Genomic DNA, 22061 nt, shown 5'->3' on the forward strand with positions numbered 1-22061 from the left:
GCCATTTTATCCAATTATTTACAGATGTCAAAATTTCCTTCTTCTATTGCTGGAAAGACCACTCTACTTTCTATCGGCAGAACATTCCCTTGTCATCAAACATCCTTCATTTTTGCAACAAACTAGCTAATGGACATAGATGATAGAGTTCATGGCGTTTTCAGAACTTTATCCAGACGGTAGATTATGTTGCTCCATACAAAACAAACACGGCTATTGCTTTTATCCCCCATCCTTCTTGATGAAAAATCATAAACCTCCTCCGCTTACACTTAAGAGGTGGGAGATTCTCGGTGGACGACGTAAAAAGATGAAAGAAAGGGGCGCCTATCAGCCGGAAAATCGACTGATTAGACACCCCATCCATCGTGGTTCTTATGATTCTAATAAAAGCTGCTCTGGATCTTCAAGAAGTTCTTTCACTTTTACTAGGAAACCGACGGCTTCTTTTCCGTCGATAATGCGATGATCATATGAGAGTGCAACATACATCATCGGACGGTTTTCCATGCGCTCTTCATCAATCGCTACAGGACGAAGTTGGATTTTGTGCATTCCTAAAATACCAACTTGCGGACCATTTAAAATTGGCGTCGACATTAACGAACCGAACACACCGCCATTTGTGATGGTAAACGTGCCGCCTTGTAAGTCTTTAAGACTTAATTTGTTTTCACGCGCTTTTGTCGCTAAATGTAAAATTTCACGTTCAATCTCCGCAAAATTTTTCTTATCGGCATCACGCACCACAGGCACGACTAACCCTTCTTCGGTAGATACCGCTACCCCGATATCATAATACTTTTTCACAATGATGTCATCGCCTTGAATTTCCGCATTGAGCAGCGGATATTTTTTCAATGCGGCCACAACCGCTTTCGTGAAAAATGACATAAAGCCAAGACGCACATCGTGTTCCTGATAAAAAGCATCTTTCCGACGCTTGCGCAAATTCATGACAGCCGTCATGTCAATTTCGTTAAAGGTTGTCAGCATAGCTGCTGTATGCTGAACTTCGACAAGCCGCTTTGCAATCGTTTGGCGGCGGCGAGACATTCTCATTCGCTCGACTGGTTTCTCTGGATCCATTGCCGCACTAGGCTGCGACGGCTTGACAGCTTCAACGGCTGGCGCTGGCTGAATCGTTGGAACCGGCTGGCTTGCGTAAGCTTCTACATCTTGCTTACGTATACGGCCAAGCGGATCAACTGGCGTTACTTGAGTCAAATCGATTCCTTTTTCACGAGCCAGTTTTCTTGCCGCCGGTGAAGCAATTGGACGCTGAACAGATTTTGCTTCTCCTTCCTCAACGGAAGCAGGGGCCGATTGGGCTGCTGCCGGTTGAACAGGCTCTGCCGCTTCTGGCTGCGGCGCCGGTTCCACTGCTTGTGGCGCAGCGGCCTCTGCTCCTTCTGATACAATCGCAATCGTATCTCCTACTCTTACTGTGTCCCCTTCGTTAAACAACAATTGCGTGATGATTCCCGATTCCTCAGACATTAATTCTACGTTCACTTTATCTGTTTCTAATTCGGCAAGCGGTTCTCCTTTTTGAACGAAATCGCCTGGTTTTTTTAACCATTGAAAAATCGTTCCTTCTGTTATTGATTCTGCTAATTCTGGTACTTTGATTTCTGCCACCGTGATTATCTCCTTTCGCCCTTCTCACTTTAATATTTTTAATTTAAATATGATGAACGTATGAACGCACAAAAGCTTGATTGATAATTCTTGCTTGTTCCTTCTTATGAACGACCGGATCCCCTTCTGCTGTGCTTGAACGACGTCTCCGGCCAATATAAGAAACATGTACACCATTTGGAGCTAATGTAAGCAATCTTGGTTCAACAAAGTTCCAAGCGCCCATATTTTTTGGCTCTTCCTGTACCCATACTAGTTCTTTTAAATTCGGGAACTGCTGAATGTAAGAAGCAATTTCCTTCATTGGGAACGGATATAATTCTTCCACTCTTAAAATATGGAACCATTCCCGATCTGCAACTTCCGCCAATTTTTCTTCTAAATCGATTGCGATTTTACCTGAGCATAAAATTAATCGTTCCACTTTCGCTGGATTTTGTCCTAATCCCGGTTGTGGCAACACTGGCTGGAAGCTTCCTTCGCTCAAATCCGCCGCTCCGGATACGACCAATGGATGACGTAACAAACTTTTTGGCGACATAATTACAAGCGGACGCACTTCTTCTTTTTGTAAAACAAGTGCTTGTCGCCGCAAAATATGAAAGTATTGCGATGATTTCGTCATATTGGCAACTGTCCAGTTATTTTCTGCTGCCAATGTAAGGAAACGCTCTAACCGAGCACTTGAATGCTCAGGCCCTTGTCCTTCATACCCGTGCGGAAGAAGCATGACAAGCCCCGATTTTTGTCCCCATTTCGCTCTTCCAGACGAGATAAACTGATCGATAATGACTTGTGCTGAGTTGGAGAAGTCTCCAAATTGAGCCTCCCATATCACTAACGTTTCTGGGGCAATAACGTTATAGCCGTATTCAAAGCCAAGAACGCTCGTCTCAGATAGCGGGCTGTTATGCACCGCAAAAGAGGCCTTGCTTTCAGACAATTGATGCAATGGCGAGAATCTCTCTCCTGTTTTTTCATCATGTAAAATTAAATGGCGTTGGGCAAACGTTCCTCTTTCTGAATCTTGTCCTGATAGTCGAATCGGAATGCCTTCCTGAAGAATGGTTGCAAACGCAAGCGCCTCCGCATGAGCCCAATCGATTTTATTCTCTTGAAAAGCATGAATGCGACGTTGCAAAATCCGTTCAAGCTTATTAAATACACGAAAACCCTTTGGCCATTGTACAAGCTCGTGATTCACTTGCTCCAAAACCTCAGCTGGTACGCTTGTATGAATTTTTGGAATGCCTTTTTCCGCTACTTCCGGCGGATTCATTTCATAGTCCAGCTCTTCTTTCACATTGGCCACTTTTTGATAAGCGGATTGCAGTTTTGTTTCTACTTCTTTTCTAAAACGATTTACTTCTTCTGCCGAACAGATAATTCCAAGCTGTTCCAGACGATCTGCATAAAGCTTGCGAGCCGTCTGGTGCTTGCGAATGATTTGATACATTAATGGATTGGTCGCAGCTGGCTCATCCATCTCGTTATGACCGTGACGGCGATAGCCGATTAAATCAATCAAGAAATCTTTTTTGAATTTTTGCCGATAAATGACGGCTAAATGCGCAGCGGCCAGCACGGCTTCCGGATCATCCGCATTCACATGAACAATCGGAATTTCAAAGCCTTTTGCTAAATCGCTCGCGTATTTGGTAGAGCGAGAATCTTCGCTTTCTGTCGTAAATCCAATCATATTATTAGCGATGATATGAATCGTTCCACCTGTCTTATAGCCTCTTAATCGGCTTAAATTTAACGTTTCTGCGACGACCCCCTGACCTGGGAATGCGGCATCGCCATGAATTAAAATAGCAAGCGCTTTATTTTCATCCTGTTCAGGAAAGCCAGGCTTGTTTCGAGTCTCTTGTGCAGCTCTCGTATAACCAGCCACCACTGGATTGACAAACTCTAAATGGCTTGGGTTATTGGCTAAAGTGATAACGGCACGAACCGTATTTTCTTTTTTAATTTTTCGATCAAGCCCTAAATGGTATTTCACATCTCCTGTCCATCCATATGTAATTCCGATCGATCCTTCAGATGGGATCAATTCTTTATTTGGCGCATGCTGGAATTCAGCAAAAATCATCTCATACGGCTTTCCTAGCACATGTGCCAAAACATTTAAACGACCGCGGTGGGCCATTCCAATATTAATCGATTGGATGCCTTTTTGTACAGACTCAGAAATGATTTCATCGAGCAATGGAACAAGCGTATCAACCCCTTCAATGGAGAAACGCTTTTGTCCTACAAATGTCCGATGCAAAAATTGCTCAAAAATTTCCACTTCTGTCAAACGTTTAAGAACTTCGACTCTTTTTTCGTTGGAAACGACCGGACGATACTCCCCTGATTCTACCATCCGCAAAAGCCAGTTCTTCTCTTCCTCATCCTGAACATGGCCAAATTCAAACGTAAGTTTAGATGTGTAAACTTCTTTTAAATATTCAATGGCTTCAAACGCATTTTTTATATGAGTAGGCAAATATGGACTTATAATGGAAGCTGGGATTGATAAAAGATCCTTTTTCGTCAACCCAAACTTTTGCAGATCTATTTGTGCCTTTGAACGTTGCTCTTCCGTTTCTAACGGATTGATTTTTCCATCCAAATGGCCGAAAACGCGAATATGCTCCGCCAGCTTAACAGCCTGGACGCATTTTTCCAATGCACTTGGCGAAACATAAGAGTCAACCGTTATGCTTTTTTGGTTGTCATAACGACCTGCGTCCGCCAACTCAGGCGGTCCCCAACGGTCGAACAGGCTCCTTAGCTCTTCGTCAACCAAGTTAGGATCCTGCACATACTGCTCATACATCTCCATGACGTATCCGAGATTTGGACCGTGAAATTTTTCCCATGGACTTCTGCTACTGTCACTAAGCGTGTTCATTTTTAGATAACCCTCCAGCACTGATTACGAATTCTTCCATCAACAAGCGAGACACAAAACCATTTCTTGAATTCAAATATCTACACACTTGAAATGGAAGATAAACCGATTTCATTTCCATTTTACTACGATTTAGACGAAAATCCAAATAACTTGATTTTTATTACTTTTCTAACTTTTCGTCCGTACTCATTATATAAAAAAAACATAAAAAGAGCCATGCTTATTTCTTCTTTAGAAACAAAATTTACAAACAAAATGTAATGTAAAGAAGAAAATCGCAATGGCTCCAATTGAGATAGCTGGGCTAGCTGGATTCGAACCAGCGCATCACGGAGTCAAAGTCCGTTGCCTTACCGCTTGGCTATAGCCCATTGATATAAAGGAGAACAAATTTTTATGATTATGCTATGTAATGATATGCTGGAGTGCCACTGGCATATCCAACGTGCTCAATTGTAGTATAACCAAGTTAGAATAACCGTATACAATAAAACGGGGAAGTAACAAATTGACTCCTATCGTTTTTGCTAAACTACCTATGAGTGCGCCACTATACAGATTCAGATTGACAAGTCCCTATCAATGAAAAAGCAGCAACATTTCGAGTCATCAGAAGAAATAGGGAACAAATGCTAGAAATCCATTGTCATTTATAGCGATCAATTGATGCACGAATTTTGTCTCTAAAATGAGCAGATCATGACCGATTTGGACGTCATATGGATAATGAAAAAGCAAATCACTCAACTTCCTCTTCCTTCCGTTTATGAATGTTTGCCACTCCTATTCGTTCATGATATATACAGTAAAGACGTCCGCTTGCTAAGCAGATCAATAGACATATTCTTATAGCCGCTTAATAATAGTAAATACCAGCTTTTAAGGGAGGAAACTATTCGATGCGTTTAAAATTAAGTGTGTTAGATCAATCACCCATTTCACAAGGAATGAAAGCAGAAGAGGCTCTTTCGAATACAGCAAAGCTTGCTGAGTTTGTTGAAAAACTGGGTTATGTTCGTTTTTGGGTCTCAGAACATCACGATACACAAAGTTTGGCCGGCTCCTCTCCAGAAGTTTTAATTGCTCACATCGCAGCAAGAACCAATCGCATTCGCGTCGGCTCCGGCGGCGTGATGCTGCCGCATTACAGCGCCTATAAGGTAGCGGAAAATTTTAAGGTATTAGCAGGTCTTTATCCAGACCGCATCGATTTAGGTCTGGGAAGAGCCCCAGGAGGCATGCCTCTGGCTACCATGGCTTTGCATGATGGAAGACCAAGAAATGTCGATCGCTACCCTGAGCAAATTGATGACTTACTCGGCTACTTGCATGATGATCTTGATAGCGCTCACCCCTTTTATGGGTTAAAGGCTACTCCTCATATTCAAGAATCTCCAAGCGTCTGGCTGCTAGGATCCAGTTCTGCAAGTGCCATCTTAGCCGCCCAAAAAGGATTACCGTTTGTCTTTGCACGGTTCATTAATGGAGAAGGAGGAGAGTACTATACCCAGCTTTATCATGAGCGGTTTATTCCCTCCCGCCATTTATCACAGCCATTAAGCATGGTCGCTACTTTTGTGATTTGTGGCGAAACAGAACAAGAAGCGGAACGGATCGCGTCTAGCTTAGACCTTTCTCTTTTAATGATTGAACAAGGCATGAAAGCAACAGGCACTCCAAGCCCAGAAACGGCTGCCGCCTATTCTTATAGCCCGTTCGAAATCAAACGCATAAAAGAAAACCGTAAGCGAATGATTGTTGGAACGCCAAGTCAAGTGAAGCAGCAATTAATCGATTTAAGCAAAGCATATAAGACTGATGAAATTATGCTTGTTACCATTACTTATGATTTTCAAGACAAGCTTCGATCGTTTGAGCTTATCGCCAAAGAAATGATGTCATAGCTTATGCCCGCTATTTTCTAGATGATTCATTCCCCTCGCCTTTGTTCCTGTTAACGGCGAGGGGTTTCTATTCATCATGACGGTTTGTTTGGGCGCAATCATTCACTATGGGCATTCTCTCATACTTCTCATCATACTATATAAAATATAACGTTAACATTATATTTTAATATCTATCCATCTTAATTTATCTATAATATTTATGTATAAATTTGACGTTAACGTTAAATTTATATATAATGGCTAATTGACAGGAGGTCTATGTTCAAATGGAGGAATTATTAAAAATTGACGAAGTGGCCAAATTAAGCGGGCTTAGCAAACGAACGATTCGCTATTACGAAGAAATTGGGCTGCTGCCCCCTCCTCCCCGCAGCCAAGGAGGTACGAGACTTTATACACAGGATCATGTCGAGTTTTTGAAAAAGATCACGATAGCGAAAGAAGTGCTCGGATTTTCATTGCAGGAGTTGCACCACTTCCTTTCTCTCAGAGACACACTAGAAAATCAGCGAGCGGATTACAAAAAAGTAACCGAGCCGCGAGAGCGAAAAGAAAAATTAATAGAAATTATCCATCTTCTTGACGACCAGCTCCAAATGATCGAGGAGAAAATTCATAAAATCATGTCTGTTCAAACGGAATTAGTTACGCTTCGCGAACGGGCGCGAGCAGCGATCGTAAAGATTGATGAAGAATTATCAAAATAGTCATTTCATAAAGGGGGATCCAGTATGAAATCCGCATCTACGCCAATCGAAACAGAGGTTCAATCCCGAAGCGGCAGACTGCTCGACCAGCCAAAGGCCGTATGGGCTGTCGCCTTTGCCTGTGTCATCTCATTTATGGGATTAGGTCTTGTCGACCCGATTCTACCAGCCATTGCCAGTAAGTTGCATGCTTCTCCCAGCCAGGTTTCATTATTGTTTTCCAGCTATACATTGATTACCGGACTGGCTATGCTGATTACTGGGTTCGTTTCAAGCCGCTTAGGAACAAAATGGACATTGCTATCAGGAACTCTCTTGATTGTCATTTTTGCTGTTTGCGGCGGGCTGTCAAGTACGATTGAACAGCTTGTCGGATTCCGAGCAGGATGGGGACTTGGAAATGCCCTATTTATCGCAACGGCTTTATCAGCGATTGTTGGCTTATCTAGCGGCGGACCAGCTAAAGCCATTATTTTATATGAAGCAGCCCTTGGCCTCGGCATTTCGGTCGGACCGCTATTAGGCGGCGAATTAGGTTCGATCTCATGGAGAGGTCCTTTTTTAGGCGTTGGTGTTTTAATGGCATTGGCATTTCTGTCCATTCTCATCTTATTGCCAAAGTTGCCGAAGCCTAAAACACGCACCTCTCTAGCCGATCCCTTTAAAGCGCTGCGATATCGTTCGTTATTCACATTAGGAATTGCCGCACTCTGCTATAATTTTGGTTTTTTCACTTTAATGGCTTATACACCATTTGTTATGAATTTAAATGAGCATGGTCTCGGCTTCGTCTTCTTTGGCTGGGGGCTGCTGCTCGCCATTACTTCTGTCTTCGTTGCCCCAAAGCTCCAAAACCGCTTTGGCACTGTGGGCTCTATGAGTGCGATGCTACTATGTTTCGCGCTGACGCTTTTGGTTATGGGGATTTGGACATCCTCGCAAATGACCGTAATCAGCGCTGTGGTTATCGCAGGTGCGTTTTTAGGTGTCAATAACACGCTGATGACAACGGCCGTTATGCTGGCGGCTCCAGTGGAACGATCTACTGCTTCTGCTGCCTACAGCTTTATTCGCTTTGTCTTTGGCGCAATCGGTCCATGGCTTGCTAGCAAGCTAGCGGAATGGTATAATCCGCACGTTCCTTTTTATGTTGGAGCATTGGCGGTCGCTTGTGGGGTCGCCGCTATTTTGTCAGGGCGCAGACATCTTCAGCATATCGACACAGCATCAGCTGCCCATTAAATCTAACTCCGCTTCCCCATCGCGAAGCGGGGTTTTACATTTTCATAACGAAGTGAAAAAGGAACATCGCTTATGCAAAGAGAATAAAAATAACCAAGGAGGCGAGCCTATGAACGTTGCTCAAGAATATTTGCGAGTAGTTAAGGACCGATTTATGGATATGAAAAAAACAGCTGAGAAAGCGATGGAACAGCTGTCTGACGATCAGCTTTTCCACACCTTTAATGAAGAAACCAATAGTGTAGCTGTCATTGTCAAGCATATGAGCGGAAACATGATTTCCCGCTGGACGAATTTTTTTCATTCTGACGGTGAAAAACCTAATAGAAACCGGGACGACGAATTTATAAATGAGTTCACAACCAGAGATGAGGTTTTAATATGTTGGGAAAAAGGATGGCATACTTTTTTGACTACATTAAACACCATTAGCGAAAGCGATCTGCTGCGCACGGTTACGATTCGCCATGAACCGCATTCAGTGATAGAAGCCATTGAACGGCAAATGTATCATTATTCGTACCATATCGGCCAGATTGTTTATATCGCTAAGCAATTAACATCTACAGAATGGAAAACATTAACGATTCCAAGAAAAAAGGGCTAGCACCAAAATGTCTCAATGAACAAAAAAATCATTGGAATGTGAACAGACGATGATCCCTTTTCCTGACGATCGGTCGACTCTATCTATTAAGTAAGCCATTCCAACTTGTATATGTAAACATATGTAAAACGAGAAAAATACAGGATATAAGACAGATAGTAAAGGAGGAAAATCCGCTGAGGGAAAAATTATTTTTGCTGCTTGCTAATTTGTTTTGGGCGGGCAATTATGTCGTCGGAAAACAGGTGATTAAAGAAACGGGACCTTTATGGCTGACATTTATTCGCTGGGGCATTGCCTTGATCTTCCTTCTTCCGCTTACTTATCTGTTGGAGCGTCCACGTTACATCGAGGTGTTGAAACGCTGGTGGCTACCGCTGCTTGTCAACGGCATTCTCGGAATTATTGGCTATAACTTGCTCTTATATGGGGCGCTTAAATACACGTCTCCAATGAATGCGGCCATTGTCAATGCCCTTAATCCAGCCATTATCGTGATGTTCTCCTATTTTTTATTGAAGGAACGAATCACCCTAATGAACATATTTGGTTTTGCTGTTTCACTGATCGGTGTCCTCTTTATTTTAACAAAAGGACATTTACTGTTCATTTTTCAAGCAAACTACAACCTTGGTGATTTAATGATGCTGTTAGCTGGCGTGGTTTGGGCGCTTTATTCGATTATGGGAAGAAAATTAGCTGTACCGCCGATTACAGCCACAGCTTTCTCAGTGTTTTTTAGCATTGTTACGCTTCTTCCTTTTATGTTCTTTCATCCTTTTTCATTACACGAACTAAGCAAGGGCGGCAGCATCGGGATTCTTTATATTAGTCTATTTCCATCCGTCTTGTCATTTTTGTTTTGGAATGTATCGGTGAAAAAAGTAGGACCAAGCTATGCTGGCATCTACTTAAATTTTATTGCCGTTTTTACCGCACTGATCACCTTTTTATTAGGCGATTCACTTTCCATGCCACAGCTTGTCGGCGGCGGGCTTGTGCTAACAGGCGTATATTTAGCAACCGCTATTCCTAAGACAAAAGCTTCTCGTTCAACAGACGCAACCGTCTCATCTGGACATTAACAAAAGGAAAGTTCTCACGCCGCCCGGCATCAAGCTCTGTTTCGCAATCACCATGCAAAGCAGACGAATTGGATGTTACGATATGGGTTTCCCATAACAATCCCCCTTTAAGATAAGGGGGATTCAGACTTCTGACAAACGCTTTTATGCGGGATGCTGAATATGTATAATTGTAGACAAAGCCTGTCTTTTGGCTTTGTCTACAATCTAGAATCCTGCTTTTTCTATTGAAGTAAACGGATAAATTCGCGCATAAAAATTGGTAAGTCTGGCCAAGCATGAGCAGAAACAAGGTTTTGATCAACATGAATCGTACGGTCGGATACATAGGTTGCCCCTAATGCCTCCATCCCTGGCTTGCAGGCAATATAAGCTGTCAAACTGCGACCTTTGACCACATCTGGCATCGTTTCAAAAATAAGCGAAGCGTGACAAATAGCAGCAATGGGCTTGTTTGCTTCAAAAAAGTGGCGAACAATTCGCTGAAGATCCGCATCAAGCCGAATATATTCAGGAGCACGTCCGCCTGGAATCACTAATCCATCATAATCGTTTGGGTCAATATCAGCAAAGGCAGCTTGCGCTTCGATCAAATATCCTTGCTTTTCCACATACGTATCCCAATTAGCAAAATCGTGGACAACGGTGTGCAATTTCTTTTTCTTAGGAGCCGCAATCGTTACTTGATATCCTTCTTCCAGCAACCGGTAGTACGGATAGTATATTTCTAGCGCCTCCACCGCATCACCTGCGACAATTAATACGTTTTTGCTCATGATCCTTCCTCCTTACCATTTTTTTCTTTACATCTCTATCATAATAGAAAAACAAAAAAAGAAAAAGAAAAATGTCCTAATAATAGCATAAAAAAGCATCTTCTCAAATGAGAAGATGCCGCGCAAAATTATGATTCTACATCATATCCTTGTTCTTCAATCACTTCTTTTAACGCTTCAAGCTTCACTGTTGCTTCATCATATTCAACATCCACTGTTCCTTTCTCAAGGTGTACCTCCACGCGCTGCACGCCCTCAAGCTCGCGCAAAGCATTCGTCACAGCGGCTTTGCAATGTGCGCATGTCATTCCCTTTACTTGCAATGTAACGGTCATGATGAATTCCTCCCTTTTATTTTTATATGTTCACACGCTTCAAGCGAAGCGCGTTCGCCACAACTGAAACGGAGCTGAATGCCATGGCGGCGCCGGCAATCCATGGCTCCAATAGACCGGACGCCGCAATCGGAATGCCGATTGAATTGTAGAATAAAGCCCAAAATAAGTTTTGACGAATATTTTTCATTGTTTTGCGGCTCAGCTGGATCATTTTCGGAATATGGCGCAAATCTCCACCAACTAATGTGATATCCGCTGTTTCAATGGCAACATCGGTACCGGTGCCAATCGCTATGCCAATATCCGCTCTCGCCAGAGCCGGCGCATCATTGATGCCGTCACCGACCATCGCCACCTGCTTCCCTTGTTTTTGCAGTTTCGCGACAAGATCCGCCTTCTCTTCTGGAAGCACTTCTGCGTATACATGATCGATCTGCACTTGGTGAGCAATGAATTCTGCTGTCCGTTGATTATCTCCTGTCACCATGCATACTTCCAGACCGAGCTGCTTTAGTGCTTGAATCGCTTCATTTGAGCTTGCTTTTACAGTATCAGCGACGGCAATTACACCAGCCAACTGTCCCTCGATGGCAACCATCACTGTTGTTTTTCCATGCTTTTCAAATTCAACTAGCTTTTCTTCATACATGGAAAACGCAATTCCGTATTCCTTCATCAGTTTGCGCGTTCCGACGATTACCTCTTTCCCCTCGACCAACGCCTTCAGACCATGGCCGACAATAGCGGAAAAAGAGTCCACATGCTTCAGCGAAATCTGTTGCTGCTTCGCATATTCGACAATAGCATGCGCTAATGGATGCTCAGAAACACCTTCAGCAGAAGCGGCATAGCTGATCATTTCGTTTTGCAGCACAAGGATATCGGTTACCTCCGGTTTTCCCTTTGTCACGGTTCCTGTTTTGTCTAACAAAATGGTATGGATCTTATGAGCCATTTCTAATGATTTTCCCGCTCTAAAAAGAATGCCCTGCTCTGCTCCCTTACCTGTCCCGACCATGATGGACGTCGGAGTAGCAAGACCGAGAGCGCATGGACACGCAATGACAAGTACAGAAATCGCTACTTCAAGCGCTTTTGGCAAATCTCCCGGCATCACCCAAGCATACCAGATGACAAACGCTACTAAAGCAATGCCGACCACAATGGGAACAAAGATTCCCGAAATCACATCCGCAAGGCGCTGGATGGGTGCTTTGGAGCCTTGCGCTTCTTCAACAATTCGTATAATATTGGCAAGTGCCGTATCTTTTCCGACCTTTTCTGCCCGAATCGTTAGTGCCCCTTGTTGATTAATAGTAGCTCCGATGACAACATCTCCTTCTTTTTTATCAACAGGAATCGATTCTCCGGTAATCATTGACTCATCGACAGACGATGATCCAGAAACGACAAGTCCATCCACGGGAATTTTCTCTCCAGGCTTGACAAGGAGAAGATCACCAACCTGCACCTTCTCAATCGGCACTCTCTTTTCTTGACCATCTTGGAGCACAATTGCTTCCTTTGCCTGCAAGCTCAATAGTTTAGTAATCGCTTCTGTCGTTCTTCCTTTTGCCAACGCTTCAAAGTATTTGCCGACAAGTACAAGCGTAATTAATACCGCGCTTGTTTCAAAATAGAGACTTGGCACGTACCCAGGATGTATAAAGGCTTGTACCGCTTCATACAAGCTATAAAAGTAGGCCGCTGACGTGCCGAGAGCGACCAGTACATCCATATTCGCACTCTTGTTGCGCAGCGCCCGATACGCCCCCATATAGAAAGGAGCTCCGATATAAAATTGCACTGGAGTAGCTAAAAAAAGTTGAAACCATGGGTTCATCAATAATGATGGCATCGGCAAGCCTGTGCTGATCGGCAGATGCGCCATCATCGTATAAAGAAGCGGCAACGATAAGGCAACAGAGACAAAAAGCAGCGGTTGTTTTTGGTGCTGCTTTTGCTTAGACTTGTGCTTGCTATCTTGAATTTGCGCTTTATAGCCAAGCTTGTTCATCTTCTCTACGATATGTTCGATTGTCACCATTCCTTCATAATACTCGACAACAGCACGATTCGTCGCCAAGTTGACCGCGACATCAGCGATGCCATCCATTCGCTGCAATCCTTTTTCAATTCTTGCTGCACAAGCGGCACATGTCATTCCTTCCATATCGAATGTCGCTTTTTTGGAAGCAATACCGTATCCAAGCTTCTGAATTTGGCCGGAAATATCTGCAAGGGTTTGCTTGGAGGAATCATATTGAACCGCTGCCGTTTCCATCGCCAAATTCACCGTAGCTTGTACCCCATCCATCTTATTTAGCCTTTTCTCAATTCGATTAGAGCAAGCGGCACATGTCATCCCTGTAATTTTCATTGTTACATGCTTTTGTTGACTCATGGCCCTTCCTCCCTTATTTCGCAAATTGCTTAAAAACATCCATGAGCTCTCGGATTGATTCTTCTCCGTTGCCATCGCGAATCGCTTTGGCCACGCAATGGCTGACATGTCTTTCTAACAGGTTCAATCCCACTTTGTTTAGCGCAGCCGTAATAGCGGAAATTTGCACTAAAATATCCACGCAATAGCGATGGTCTTCAATCATTTTTTGTACCCCGCGCACTTGTCCTTCGATGCGCCTGAGCCGCTTTAGCAAATCGTCTATTTCCTGCTCGGTGCGCATCGTCTTTTTATGATCATGATGCTCCATTGTCATCCCTTCTTTCATATTCAGCAACTTCTTCAATTACATTATACCCGTAATGGGTATAAGATGCAAAAGAAGAGTTCTATTTTTTCTCCAAGGTGAAAATGTGATGACCCCCGCTTCCTTTGCTCGCTCCTTTTAACATCATCTACCGAAAAGCCTTCCCCTCTTATACGGAGGGTAGGTGAGAGAGACTCATCCCATGTGTCTACTTGTTATTCATTAACGAAATAAATGATTATGGCTTGACCCAAAATGAAAGAAGATGCATCTCTGCTCCTCTCATACTTACTTTGATCAATGCCTTCGCCCTGCATGAAAGATGCTGAAAATGATGGTAGACAAAGCCAAAATGGACTTTGCCTACGATGTGAAAAGAGACGCATCTCCTCTTCTCTAACCCGTTTCTATTTGTCAGGCTTATGAAGCAGTTCAGAGCCACGAAGAATAATGTTTTGACCAAACTTCTTCTGAAGATGCTTCACTGTATTCAACAACGCTTCGTCCCTCGCATCCTCTTCAAAATGGAATAAATCCAGCTGCTTAACCGCCTCTTTTTGATCAAATACATCCAACGCCGTAACTCTAAGAAGTCTTACAGCGCTTCCATTCCAATGCTTTTTGAACAGATATGCGGCATATTGAAAAATTTCATCTGCCTCTTGAAACGGACATTCCCATGTTTTGCTGCGTGTAATCGTCTGAAAATCACGGTAACGGACCATAATTTGAACAGTCGCAGAAACCACACCTTTTTGCTTCATCCGCTGACTAACCAATTGTGCTAAACGGCGCAGAACATCGAAAAGGACTCGTTCCTCCGTCACATCTTGCGAAAGAGTGGTAGAATTTCCAACTGATTTCCCTTTCGTCCGGGCTTCGGGATCCACCGGACGATCATCGATTCCGTTCGCCCGCTCCTTAAGGCGAATACCGTTTACTCCGAAGGACTGCTGAAGGAGAGGCATCTCTGCTTTTGCCAGCTCGCCAATTGTAAAAATGCCCATGTGATTCAGTCTTTGCGCCGTTCGTTCACCGATTCCATGCATCGCTTGGACCGGAAGAGGCCAAAGCCTCACTGGGACTTCCCGCTTCCGCAGCACAGTAATTCCCAGTGGCTTTTTCATTTCACTCGCCATTTTAGCTAAAAATTTATTAGGCGCAATCCCAATGCTGACAGGAATTTGCAGCGTCTGCAGCAATCCTTTTTGAATCCGTTCCGCTATTTCGAGCGGCGGCCTAGGCCATTCACATGCTGTCATATCCAAATAGCCTTCATCGATCGAAGCAAGTTCTAGAACGGAAGAAAAAGAGGCTAAAAAGCGAAATACTTCCTGGCTCATTTTGCGATAGAAACTAAAATCAGGGGACAAGACAACCAGCTCCGGACACTTTTTTCTCGCTTCCCAAAGCGTCATTGTCGTATAAATGCCATAACGCTGCTTAGCAACATAATTAGCAGCCAGAACAATTCCTTTCCGTTCTTTCGGATCTCCAGCCACCACGACTGCTTTTTCTTTTAATTCGGGTTGGCGAGCGATTTCACAACTGGCAAAAAACGAGTTACAGTCAACGTGAAAAATGATCCTTCCTTTTTTCTGATTCATCGAACCCACGTCCTGTCATTTTTCCATGTAAAAAATGATTAAACATATGCACATCAGACGCGACTTAAACCAGCAGCAGTAAATTCAAAAACCACAAACGTCACGACACCGGATGGATGTCCACCAATTAGTACACTAAATGTGCGGCTAAAAGGTAGCGGTCAGGAAAAAGTCGCCATTGCGAGTTTTTTGCTTTCCTGAAAATAGAGCCAGTGTGGTTCGACTTGGCTCTATTTTCGCTCTTTTTCTACTATTATACATCTGTTTTTCGATCGTGTTCTATATAATGTTGAAGCATTACAAGTTTGTTATCCCAAAATCGTTCGTAAAAAGCAAGCCAGTTCTTCAGTTCAAGAAGCGGAGTCGGTTCTAAACGATACCGCGTTTCCCGCCCGACTTTCCTCTTTTGAACAAGACCTGCTTCCGCCAAAATACGCAAATGCTTCGAAACAGCGGTACGGCTAATCGGAAAATGTTTGCTGATAAGGGTAACAGATAATTCCTCATCCGCCAGCAAGTTTAATAGCTTTCGCCGAGTAGGATCAGCGATGGCTTGGAACACATCATGCTTTTTTGATAAAGCTGACATTTTATACCTCTAAATAGTCCTTTAATGATGCAAGCAGCTTCCCCCAGCCCTGATCCATTCGGTCGCGTACGATGGTGTGACGTTCTCCAAATTCTGTCTCCTTGTCCATATCCCATCCAGAATGGATCAATGTAAGGTCTGTCTGGTTGGCTATCTCCTTTAATTCAAACGTCAAAACCCAGTCCTTTCCCCAGCAAAATGAAAGTCGGTGCGACGGATTTATTTCGGTTACTTCGCACGGTGACATTCCAAACGGACCAGCGTTGAGATGAAATCGATGGCCGACAATCGGTTGAAAATCATTCGGCATAAACCAAGCTGCAAGACCTTCGGAGGTAGCTACCGCTTTCCATGCTTGATCAATAGGGGCATTTAATCTCACTGTTCGACGAATATCCGTTGACGAAGAACGATTTCCAATGTTCATTTTCATGTCCTCCAGCTTTATTTTTCGAAACCAAATAGTTTCATTTTGATTATACGAAACCATTTAGTTTCATGTCAATTTTTCTAAAAATCTAGCAAGCTTTGTGAACGAAGCCATGATTGAACGCAATGAATGAATGTTTTGGCGGCAGGAGAAAGGTGATAGAAAGATGACGCTGCGATGCCAATCGTCCGGTAATAATCTCCCTCTAAATGGATGGTACAAAGATCATCTGGCATTCGAAAAAGCGCCATTTCTGGCAAAATACTGATGCCAAGCCCATGCTGTACCATAGCTATAATCGCTTGATCCTCTACCACCTCATACTTCACTTTCGGAAACACGCGATTTTCCTTTAATATAGTTCTCACATCATGGTCGTATCCCCATTTTGGCATAATAAACTCCTCTTCTTCGAGCTGCTCGAGTGGAATCGATGTTTTTCCAGATAAATGGTGTTGCCGTGGAACCATGCACACCATTCGATCCTTCTTTAAAGGGATCGTTTCTAAAGATTTCGCAGCTGTTAAAGATAAAAAACCAAAATCTACCTCTCCACTGGAAATCCAATGGCGAATCTCGTCATAATCCCCTTCTAACAGTTTAATCTCGATCAAAGGATGGTGCATATGAAACATGCGAATGACCCCGGGAAGCCATCGCGCTGAAACACTAGTAAAAGTGCCGATTCGCACCATACCAACCTCTAATCCGTTAATAGCAGCGACCTGCTGTTTTAATTTTTCATTCCAATTTAGTATTTCTCGCACTAATTTCAATACTTGCTCTCCATTGCTTGTTAAACGCACACCCGATCGGTCTCGCTGTAAAAGCAAAAATCCCCACTCCGCTTCCAAGCTCGCGATGGCATGGCTTATGGCCGATTGAGTTAAACGAAGAGCCTCCGCTGCTTTCGAAAGACTGCCAAACTCTACCACTGCATGGAATATTTCAAACTTAGTCAACGACATCCATTTTGCTCCTTTTTCATGAATTTTTTTCATAAAAAATATGATAAAGATTCAATTTTCTTATATTCATTGTACATGTATACTATTTACCAAACAATCCATTCAACAATTTAGGGAGAGGGTCAACCAATGAGTCAAACGAAAGCAAATGTCATGCTATTTTTAATTACGATATTTTGGGGTTCTTCTTACTTATTTATGAAGATGGGACTAAATTCCATTCAACCATTTAGCTTGATTGCTTGGAGATTCGGCATTGCTTTTTGCTTATCGTCCCTTATTTTTTATCGACGGCTGCTTCAGCTTGACCGAAAAATTGTAAAAAGAGCAGCGCTTCTAGGAACCATCTTATTTTTCGTATTTGCGTTCGTTACAGTAGGCGTAAAATCCACCTCTACTTCACATGCGGGCTTTTTAGTAGGATTCACCGTTGTATTAGTTCCGCTGTTTTCTGCTATCTTTTTAAAGAAAAAACCAGAAAAACGAGTCATCATCGGCGCAGGCGCTGCCATGTGCGGAATCGGACTGTTAACATTAAACCACGGCTTCGCGATAAGCCAAGGGGATATATTTTGCCTAATGACAGCGGTATCGTATGCGGCTCATATTATGTTGACCGGGCAGCTGACCAAAAACGTTGACTCCATTGCCCTTGGCGTCCTGCAGCTTGGCTTTTGCGGAGGTCTTGGAGCCTTATGCTCGCTTTTGTTTGAATCGCCAAGTATTCCAACTCAAATAGAATCATGGATCGCCATTTTCTCCTTAAGCATATTTTGCAGCGCAATTGGATTTGTCGTACAAACAGTTGCTCAAAAATATACGACAGCCACTTATACCGGCTTGATTTTTTCACTTGAACCTGTTTTTGCTGCTTTATTCGGCTACCTCTTTTTAGAAGAGGTTTTGCCGCTTAAAGGATACTTTGGAGCTGCACTCGTCCTGTTTGGTGTTATTTATGCTCAAGTTCAAAGCGGAAAGCAAAAGCGACAAAGCATAGCGGCAAGAAAAGCGATGGAGATGTAAACAAAAAACGTTTGGGTTTTTGCTGCCCAAACGTTTCTATGGCTATTCCGTTGACCGAAGAAGCTCAATAAAATGATGAACAATTTTTGCCGTCAGTCCCCAAATGACCTTATCTTCATAATAATAAAAGTATTCATCGATTTGCCGCGGACGCCAACGATAGTTTTTTCCTCCTGGAATTTTATCAAAAGGAAAATTGGCATCGGGACACGCTTGAAGCTGCACATGATAAATCTCTGGCTGCATCTCATAAAAAAACGACAACGGCACTGTGAAGATTTCGTCCACTTCCGATTCATTCGGCTTTATTAAATGAGGAGAAGCAAGAGTAGCGACAAACGGATAAAGGACCATCCCAAATGGGGAAACCATATAATCAAGCGGAAATACATCATGAATAGCATCTTTTTCGATTCCCAGCTCCTCGCACGTTTCACGGATAGCGGCCGCTTGTTCATTCTCATCGTCATGATCGACCTTGCCCCCTGGAAAACAAATTTCCCCAGGCTGTCGCCGAAGCTGAAGTGAGCGAACCTCAAATAACAGATGAGTGTCTTTCTCTTTTTTTATCAACGGCAGCAGAATGGCAAATTTGGCGAACTGCTCGATGCCGAGCAGTGACGGAGTTCGCTGCTGCAGCTTTTTGATCTTTCCATCCATTCTCATCCCTCCCTTTTATCCTATTATAGATAAAAAATGTTTGGAACTTTCTTTTATTTTGACAGCCGGCTTGTTTAAGAAGATTCGTTCCATTTCAAGCTGTATTTATGAAAAAAATGGATTAATAAACATCACGCTTAACAAAAACGAAAAAAGCGATAAGCAAGGCAGCGATTCCCCATACAGCTAGAACACTCATCGAAAATCCGAGCGTCATTCCATTAATCGGCGGCGCTGTTCCACTAATATAGTCTGTCAGACGCAAATTGACCATAAAAAAGTATTTGGCGGATTCCCAAGAAGAAACCATGTTCGCTAAAATAGCGCCAGAAATCAAGGCTGCCAGCATGACTCCCATCACGGCTGCCGTGCTTCTTATTAATACCGATAACATAAATGTCAATGTTCCTACAACAACAGCTACAAACCAAGCAAGTCCTAGCTCCATCAACAAATATTTCCATTGAGAAATTAAGTGGACATTGGCTGTATTCAATTCTTCTCCTTGAATTGTAAACCCTGTCAACAGCGGCAAATTCCATCCGCCATATCCGAATACAGCGCCGGAAATCAGCCATGAGAGACATACAAGTGATAGGACAATAAAGGAGATCGACAATAGCATCGCGATATATTTGCTTAATAGGATTTTCCATCTCTTTATTGGCCTTGTGAGCAATAATTTGATCGTTCCTCCGCTTGCTTCTGAAGAAACTAAATCAGCCACTACGACCATTACCATCAATGGAAGAAACAGATCAATAGCGTTTTCAACAAAGGTGCGCATAAAAGTCGGAGCCCCTGGCGCCGACGGATTAATGTTGTGGTCTAAATAATATTGTTGCTGCTGAAGGCGAATTTGTAAAAACTTACGCCATTCTTCATCAATGCCGCTTGAATTCAAGCGATTTTGCGTATCAATAATTTGCTGCTGAAGCTGTGTTCGCCAATCGGCCGTGCCGAGCCGTTTTTGCACATCCTGTACATGCTTAAATTGCGCATATGTAAATAAAGCCACAAGAACAGCGGTAATGGCAGCAATAATAAATAACCGCTTTTTACGGATAATTTTTAACATTTCATTATAGACAAGATCAGTCAATCGTCTCTCCTCCTGTCAGCTCAATGAATAAATCCTCTAGTGTCGGCAACTTCGGTTCCATTTGGCTCACCTTAACACCTGCTTGCACTAATCTTTCATTCCATGCTGCCAATTTCTCTTTTTCATAATATGTAATCAATGTATCAGCCTGTGCTGATAAAATCACCGTTTCGCTTTCCAATTGTTTTTTTGCTTGTTCCAGCGGCTCTACCTTCCAAACGACCCGCGCTTGTTCCTTTAATAAACGGTCTACTGTATCGATGCGAATGATGCTTCCTTTTGACAGAATCGCTACCCGATCACACATCAGCTGAATTTCACTCAATAAATGAGAAGAAACAAGCACACTTAACCCTTCTTTTTCGGCTAAAAAACGAATAAACTCCCTCATCTCGCGAATGCCGATCGGATCCAGTCCATTTGTCGGTTCATCTAAAATCAGCACAGATGGCTTTCCTAACAACGCTTGAGCAATACCTAAACGCTGTCTCATCCCTAATGAATAGGTGCGAACGCGGTCATGAATACGGTTCTGCAATCCTACAAGCTTGACTACTTCCGTTATTCGTTCTTTCGAAATATCCGGTAGCATGCGAGCAAAATGTTCTAAATTTTCCCATCCAGTTAAATAAGGGTAAAGTTCAGGGTTTTCTACAATACAGCCAATATGACGGATGGCCTTCGTAAATTGACGCTGAAGATCATATCCACAAATCGTAATTCGGCCTGCTGACGGTTTAATCAAGCCGACAAGCATACGAATCGTCGTCGTTTTTCCCGCTCCATTAGGGCCTAAAAAACCAAATACTTCCCCTTTTTTTAACGAAAATGAGAGACCTTTAATAATCGTTTTTCTTCCGATTTTTTTTTGCAAATCTTCAACAACGAGCGTCTGCGTCATTTTTTCCCCTCCTTTGTAAATGTAATCAGCGAAGACAGCCGTTCGCCGATCAGCTTGTACCCTTCCTTATTTGGATGGAATTGATCGCTATAAAGATAATCATTGACATGCAATTCAAATAAATCGTACGTTGGAACAGCAATAATATGAGGATAACGCGCCGCTACTTCGGCTGAATCATAATTCCACTGGCGCACAATCGCTGAAGTAGTTTCCGCATGATCTAGCTGGTTAAATGGATTGTAAAGCCCAATATAAAAAACAACCGCGTTTGGATTCACCGATCGAATCGTTCGGAAAATGGCATCTAAATGACGCAAATAAACGCTTTTTATTCGGTTGATGTACTCAGCCGAGAGATTCTGTAGCGTCTCTCCTCCTTGAAACAAATCATTGCCGCCGATCGTCATAAATACAAAGTCCGCTTGCTTCAATTGGCGCTGTACTTCATTTTGCTGGAGTTGTTGCAGCAGTTGCTCCGACACCTGTCCTTTGATCGCCAAATTTGTCAGCTGAATCGGTTGCTTCGTTTTCGTCCGCAGCTCGTCCAAAACGTAGCCAACATACCCCTTTCCTGTTTCATCACCTGTTCCCCGGGTTAATGAGTCACCAATCGCCACAATCTGCAAACGGTGGTCCTCATCAGTCGTTTCTTCTGCACGATAATGGGTCGACAGCGAAGCAGTTGGCTGAAAAAATTGGTCGTAAACGGTCAAGCCAAGCCCAAAAAGCCAGCAGCCTCCTGCAATGATAGAAAGAACCGCAATCACTTTTACCATATTCATTTTCCCACGATCATCCTTTCGCAGCACACTGTACTATCATTCATTATAAAATAGAATGCTGCAGAATGGAAAAAAAG

General features: G+C 43.1%; 20 protein-coding genes and 1 tRNA gene. 6 read left to right on the forward strand and 15 right to left on the reverse strand.

Translation table 11 applies throughout. The features are described 5' to 3' along the window. Positions 1 to 375: 375 nt before the first annotated feature. The 3 genes from odhB to GRQ40_RS09440 all read right to left on the reverse strand — a co-directional run bounded on the left by odhB (position 376) and on the right by GRQ40_RS09440 (position 4917). Positions 376 to 1641, reverse strand: coding sequence for a 2-oxoglutarate dehydrogenase complex dihydrolipoyllysine-residue succinyltransferase (odhB, locus tag GRQ40_RS09430; RefSeq protein WP_159719844.1), 1266 nt, complete (start codon positions 1639 to 1641; stop codon positions 376 to 378). Between the two features lie 43 nt (positions 1642 to 1684). Then, on the reverse strand, positions 1685 to 4543 hold the full coding sequence (locus GRQ40_RS09435) for a 2-oxoglutarate dehydrogenase E1 component (protein WP_159719845.1): 2859 nt from the start codon (positions 4541 to 4543) through the stop codon (positions 1685 to 1687). A gap of 302 nt (positions 4544 to 4845) precedes the next feature. Beyond that, positions 4846 to 4917 (reverse strand) — tRNA-Gln (locus tag GRQ40_RS09440). Positions 4918 to 5445: 528 nt separating this feature from the next. On the opposite strand from GRQ40_RS09440, the gene GRQ40_RS09445 reads away from it, so the two are divergent. The 5 genes from GRQ40_RS09445 to GRQ40_RS09465 all read left to right on the forward strand — a co-directional run bounded on the left by GRQ40_RS09445 (position 5446) and on the right by GRQ40_RS09465 (position 10094). Next, positions 5446 to 6450, forward strand: a complete 1005-nt coding sequence (locus tag GRQ40_RS09445; protein WP_159719846.1) for an LLM class flavin-dependent oxidoreductase — start codon at positions 5446 to 5448, stop codon at positions 6448 to 6450. Between the two features lie 269 nt (positions 6451 to 6719). Beyond that, the gene (locus GRQ40_RS09450; protein ID WP_066149766.1) at positions 6720 to 7160 is read left to right on the forward strand and encodes a MerR family transcriptional regulator; all 441 of its coding nucleotides are present in this window, start codon (positions 6720 to 6722) and stop codon (positions 7158 to 7160) included. Between the two features lie 24 nt (positions 7161 to 7184). Beyond that, complete coding sequence (locus GRQ40_RS09455) at positions 7185 to 8402, forward strand: MFS transporter (RefSeq protein ID WP_066149763.1); 1218 nt, start codon at positions 7185 to 7187, stop codon at positions 8400 to 8402. A gap of 109 nt (positions 8403 to 8511) precedes the next feature. After that, a complete protein-coding gene (locus GRQ40_RS09460) occupies positions 8512 to 9009 on the forward strand; it encodes a DinB family protein (RefSeq protein ID WP_159719847.1) in 498 nt (165 codons plus the stop codon). Between the two features lie 176 nt (positions 9010 to 9185). After that, positions 9186 to 10094, forward strand: coding sequence for a DMT family transporter (locus GRQ40_RS09465; protein ID WP_159720837.1), 909 nt, complete (start codon positions 9186 to 9188; stop codon positions 10092 to 10094). Positions 10095 to 10318: 224 nt separating this feature from the next. Here the strand turns inward: GRQ40_RS09465 and GRQ40_RS09470 are convergent, their stop codons facing one another. From GRQ40_RS09470 to GRQ40_RS09505, 8 genes are all read right to left on the reverse strand, one after another. Then, positions 10319 to 10870 (reverse strand): DJ-1/PfpI family protein, encoded by a 552-nt coding sequence (locus GRQ40_RS09470; RefSeq protein WP_066149757.1) that lies wholly within the window; start codon positions 10868 to 10870, stop codon positions 10319 to 10321. A gap of 128 nt (positions 10871 to 10998) precedes the next feature. Continuing rightward, positions 10999 to 11205, reverse strand: a complete 207-nt coding sequence (gene copZ, locus GRQ40_RS09475) for a copper chaperone CopZ (RefSeq protein ID WP_066149004.1) — start codon at positions 11203 to 11205, stop codon at positions 10999 to 11001. Between the two features lie 22 nt (positions 11206 to 11227). Then, the gene (locus GRQ40_RS09480) at positions 11228 to 13612 is read right to left on the reverse strand and encodes a heavy metal translocating P-type ATPase (protein WP_159719848.1); all 2385 of its coding nucleotides are present in this window, start codon (positions 13610 to 13612) and stop codon (positions 11228 to 11230) included. Positions 13613 to 13625: 13 nt separating this feature from the next. Then, positions 13626 to 13928 carry a metal-sensing transcriptional repressor gene (locus GRQ40_RS09485; protein ID WP_066149121.1) on the reverse strand — a complete coding sequence of 101 codons (303 nt, stop codon included), beginning with the start codon at positions 13926 to 13928 and terminating at the stop codon, positions 13626 to 13628. A 398-nt stretch (positions 13929 to 14326) separates the two neighbouring features. Beyond that, a complete protein-coding gene (locus GRQ40_RS09490) occupies positions 14327 to 15526 on the reverse strand; it encodes a DNA polymerase IV (protein WP_201295952.1) in 1200 nt (399 codons plus the stop codon). Between the two features lie 253 nt (positions 15527 to 15779). Next, positions 15780 to 16115 carry an ArsR/SmtB family transcription factor gene (locus GRQ40_RS09495; RefSeq protein WP_066149007.1) on the reverse strand — a complete coding sequence of 112 codons (336 nt, stop codon included), beginning with the start codon at positions 16113 to 16115 and terminating at the stop codon, positions 15780 to 15782. A 1-nt stretch (position 16116) separates the two neighbouring features. Beyond that, positions 16117 to 16542, reverse strand: a complete 426-nt coding sequence (locus GRQ40_RS09500; RefSeq protein ID WP_159719850.1) for an SRPBCC family protein — start codon at positions 16540 to 16542, stop codon at positions 16117 to 16119. Between the two features lie 83 nt (positions 16543 to 16625). Further along, positions 16626 to 17513, reverse strand: a complete 888-nt coding sequence (locus GRQ40_RS09505; protein WP_159719851.1) for a LysR family transcriptional regulator — start codon at positions 17511 to 17513, stop codon at positions 16626 to 16628. Positions 17514 to 17642: 129 nt separating this feature from the next. Here GRQ40_RS09505 and GRQ40_RS09510 point away from each other — a divergent pair, with 129 nt between their 5' ends. Continuing rightward, positions 17643 to 18536, forward strand: a complete 894-nt coding sequence (locus GRQ40_RS09510) for a DMT family transporter (RefSeq protein WP_159719852.1) — start codon at positions 17643 to 17645, stop codon at positions 18534 to 18536. A gap of 42 nt (positions 18537 to 18578) precedes the next feature. On the opposite strand, the gene GRQ40_RS09515 is transcribed toward GRQ40_RS09510, so the two are convergent. The 4 genes from GRQ40_RS09515 to GRQ40_RS09530 form a co-directional block, all read right to left on the reverse strand. Further along, positions 18579 to 19202, reverse strand: coding sequence for an NUDIX hydrolase (locus GRQ40_RS09515; RefSeq protein ID WP_370514156.1), 624 nt, complete (start codon positions 19200 to 19202; stop codon positions 18579 to 18581). Between the two features lie 115 nt (positions 19203 to 19317). Next, positions 19318 to 20298, reverse strand: a complete 981-nt coding sequence (locus GRQ40_RS09520; protein WP_044741609.1) for an ABC transporter permease — start codon at positions 20296 to 20298, stop codon at positions 19318 to 19320. Next, the gene (locus GRQ40_RS09525; protein WP_044741610.1) at positions 20291 to 21199 is read right to left on the reverse strand and encodes an ABC transporter ATP-binding protein; all 909 of its coding nucleotides are present in this window, start codon (positions 21197 to 21199) and stop codon (positions 20291 to 20293) included. The genes GRQ40_RS09520 and GRQ40_RS09525 overlap by 8 nt, the downstream gene beginning before the upstream one ends. Further along, entirely contained in the window at positions 21196 to 21984 is a 789-nt protein-coding gene (locus tag GRQ40_RS09530) for an SGNH/GDSL hydrolase family protein (RefSeq protein WP_159719854.1), read from the reverse strand. The genes GRQ40_RS09525 and GRQ40_RS09530 overlap by 4 nt, the downstream gene beginning before the upstream one ends. Positions 21985 to 22061 lie beyond the last annotated feature (77 nt).

It is taken from the genome of Anoxybacillus sp. PDR2 (assembly GCF_009834045.1).
GTDB lineage: Bacteria > Bacillota > Bacilli > Bacillales > Anoxybacillaceae > Anoxybacteroides > Anoxybacteroides rupiense.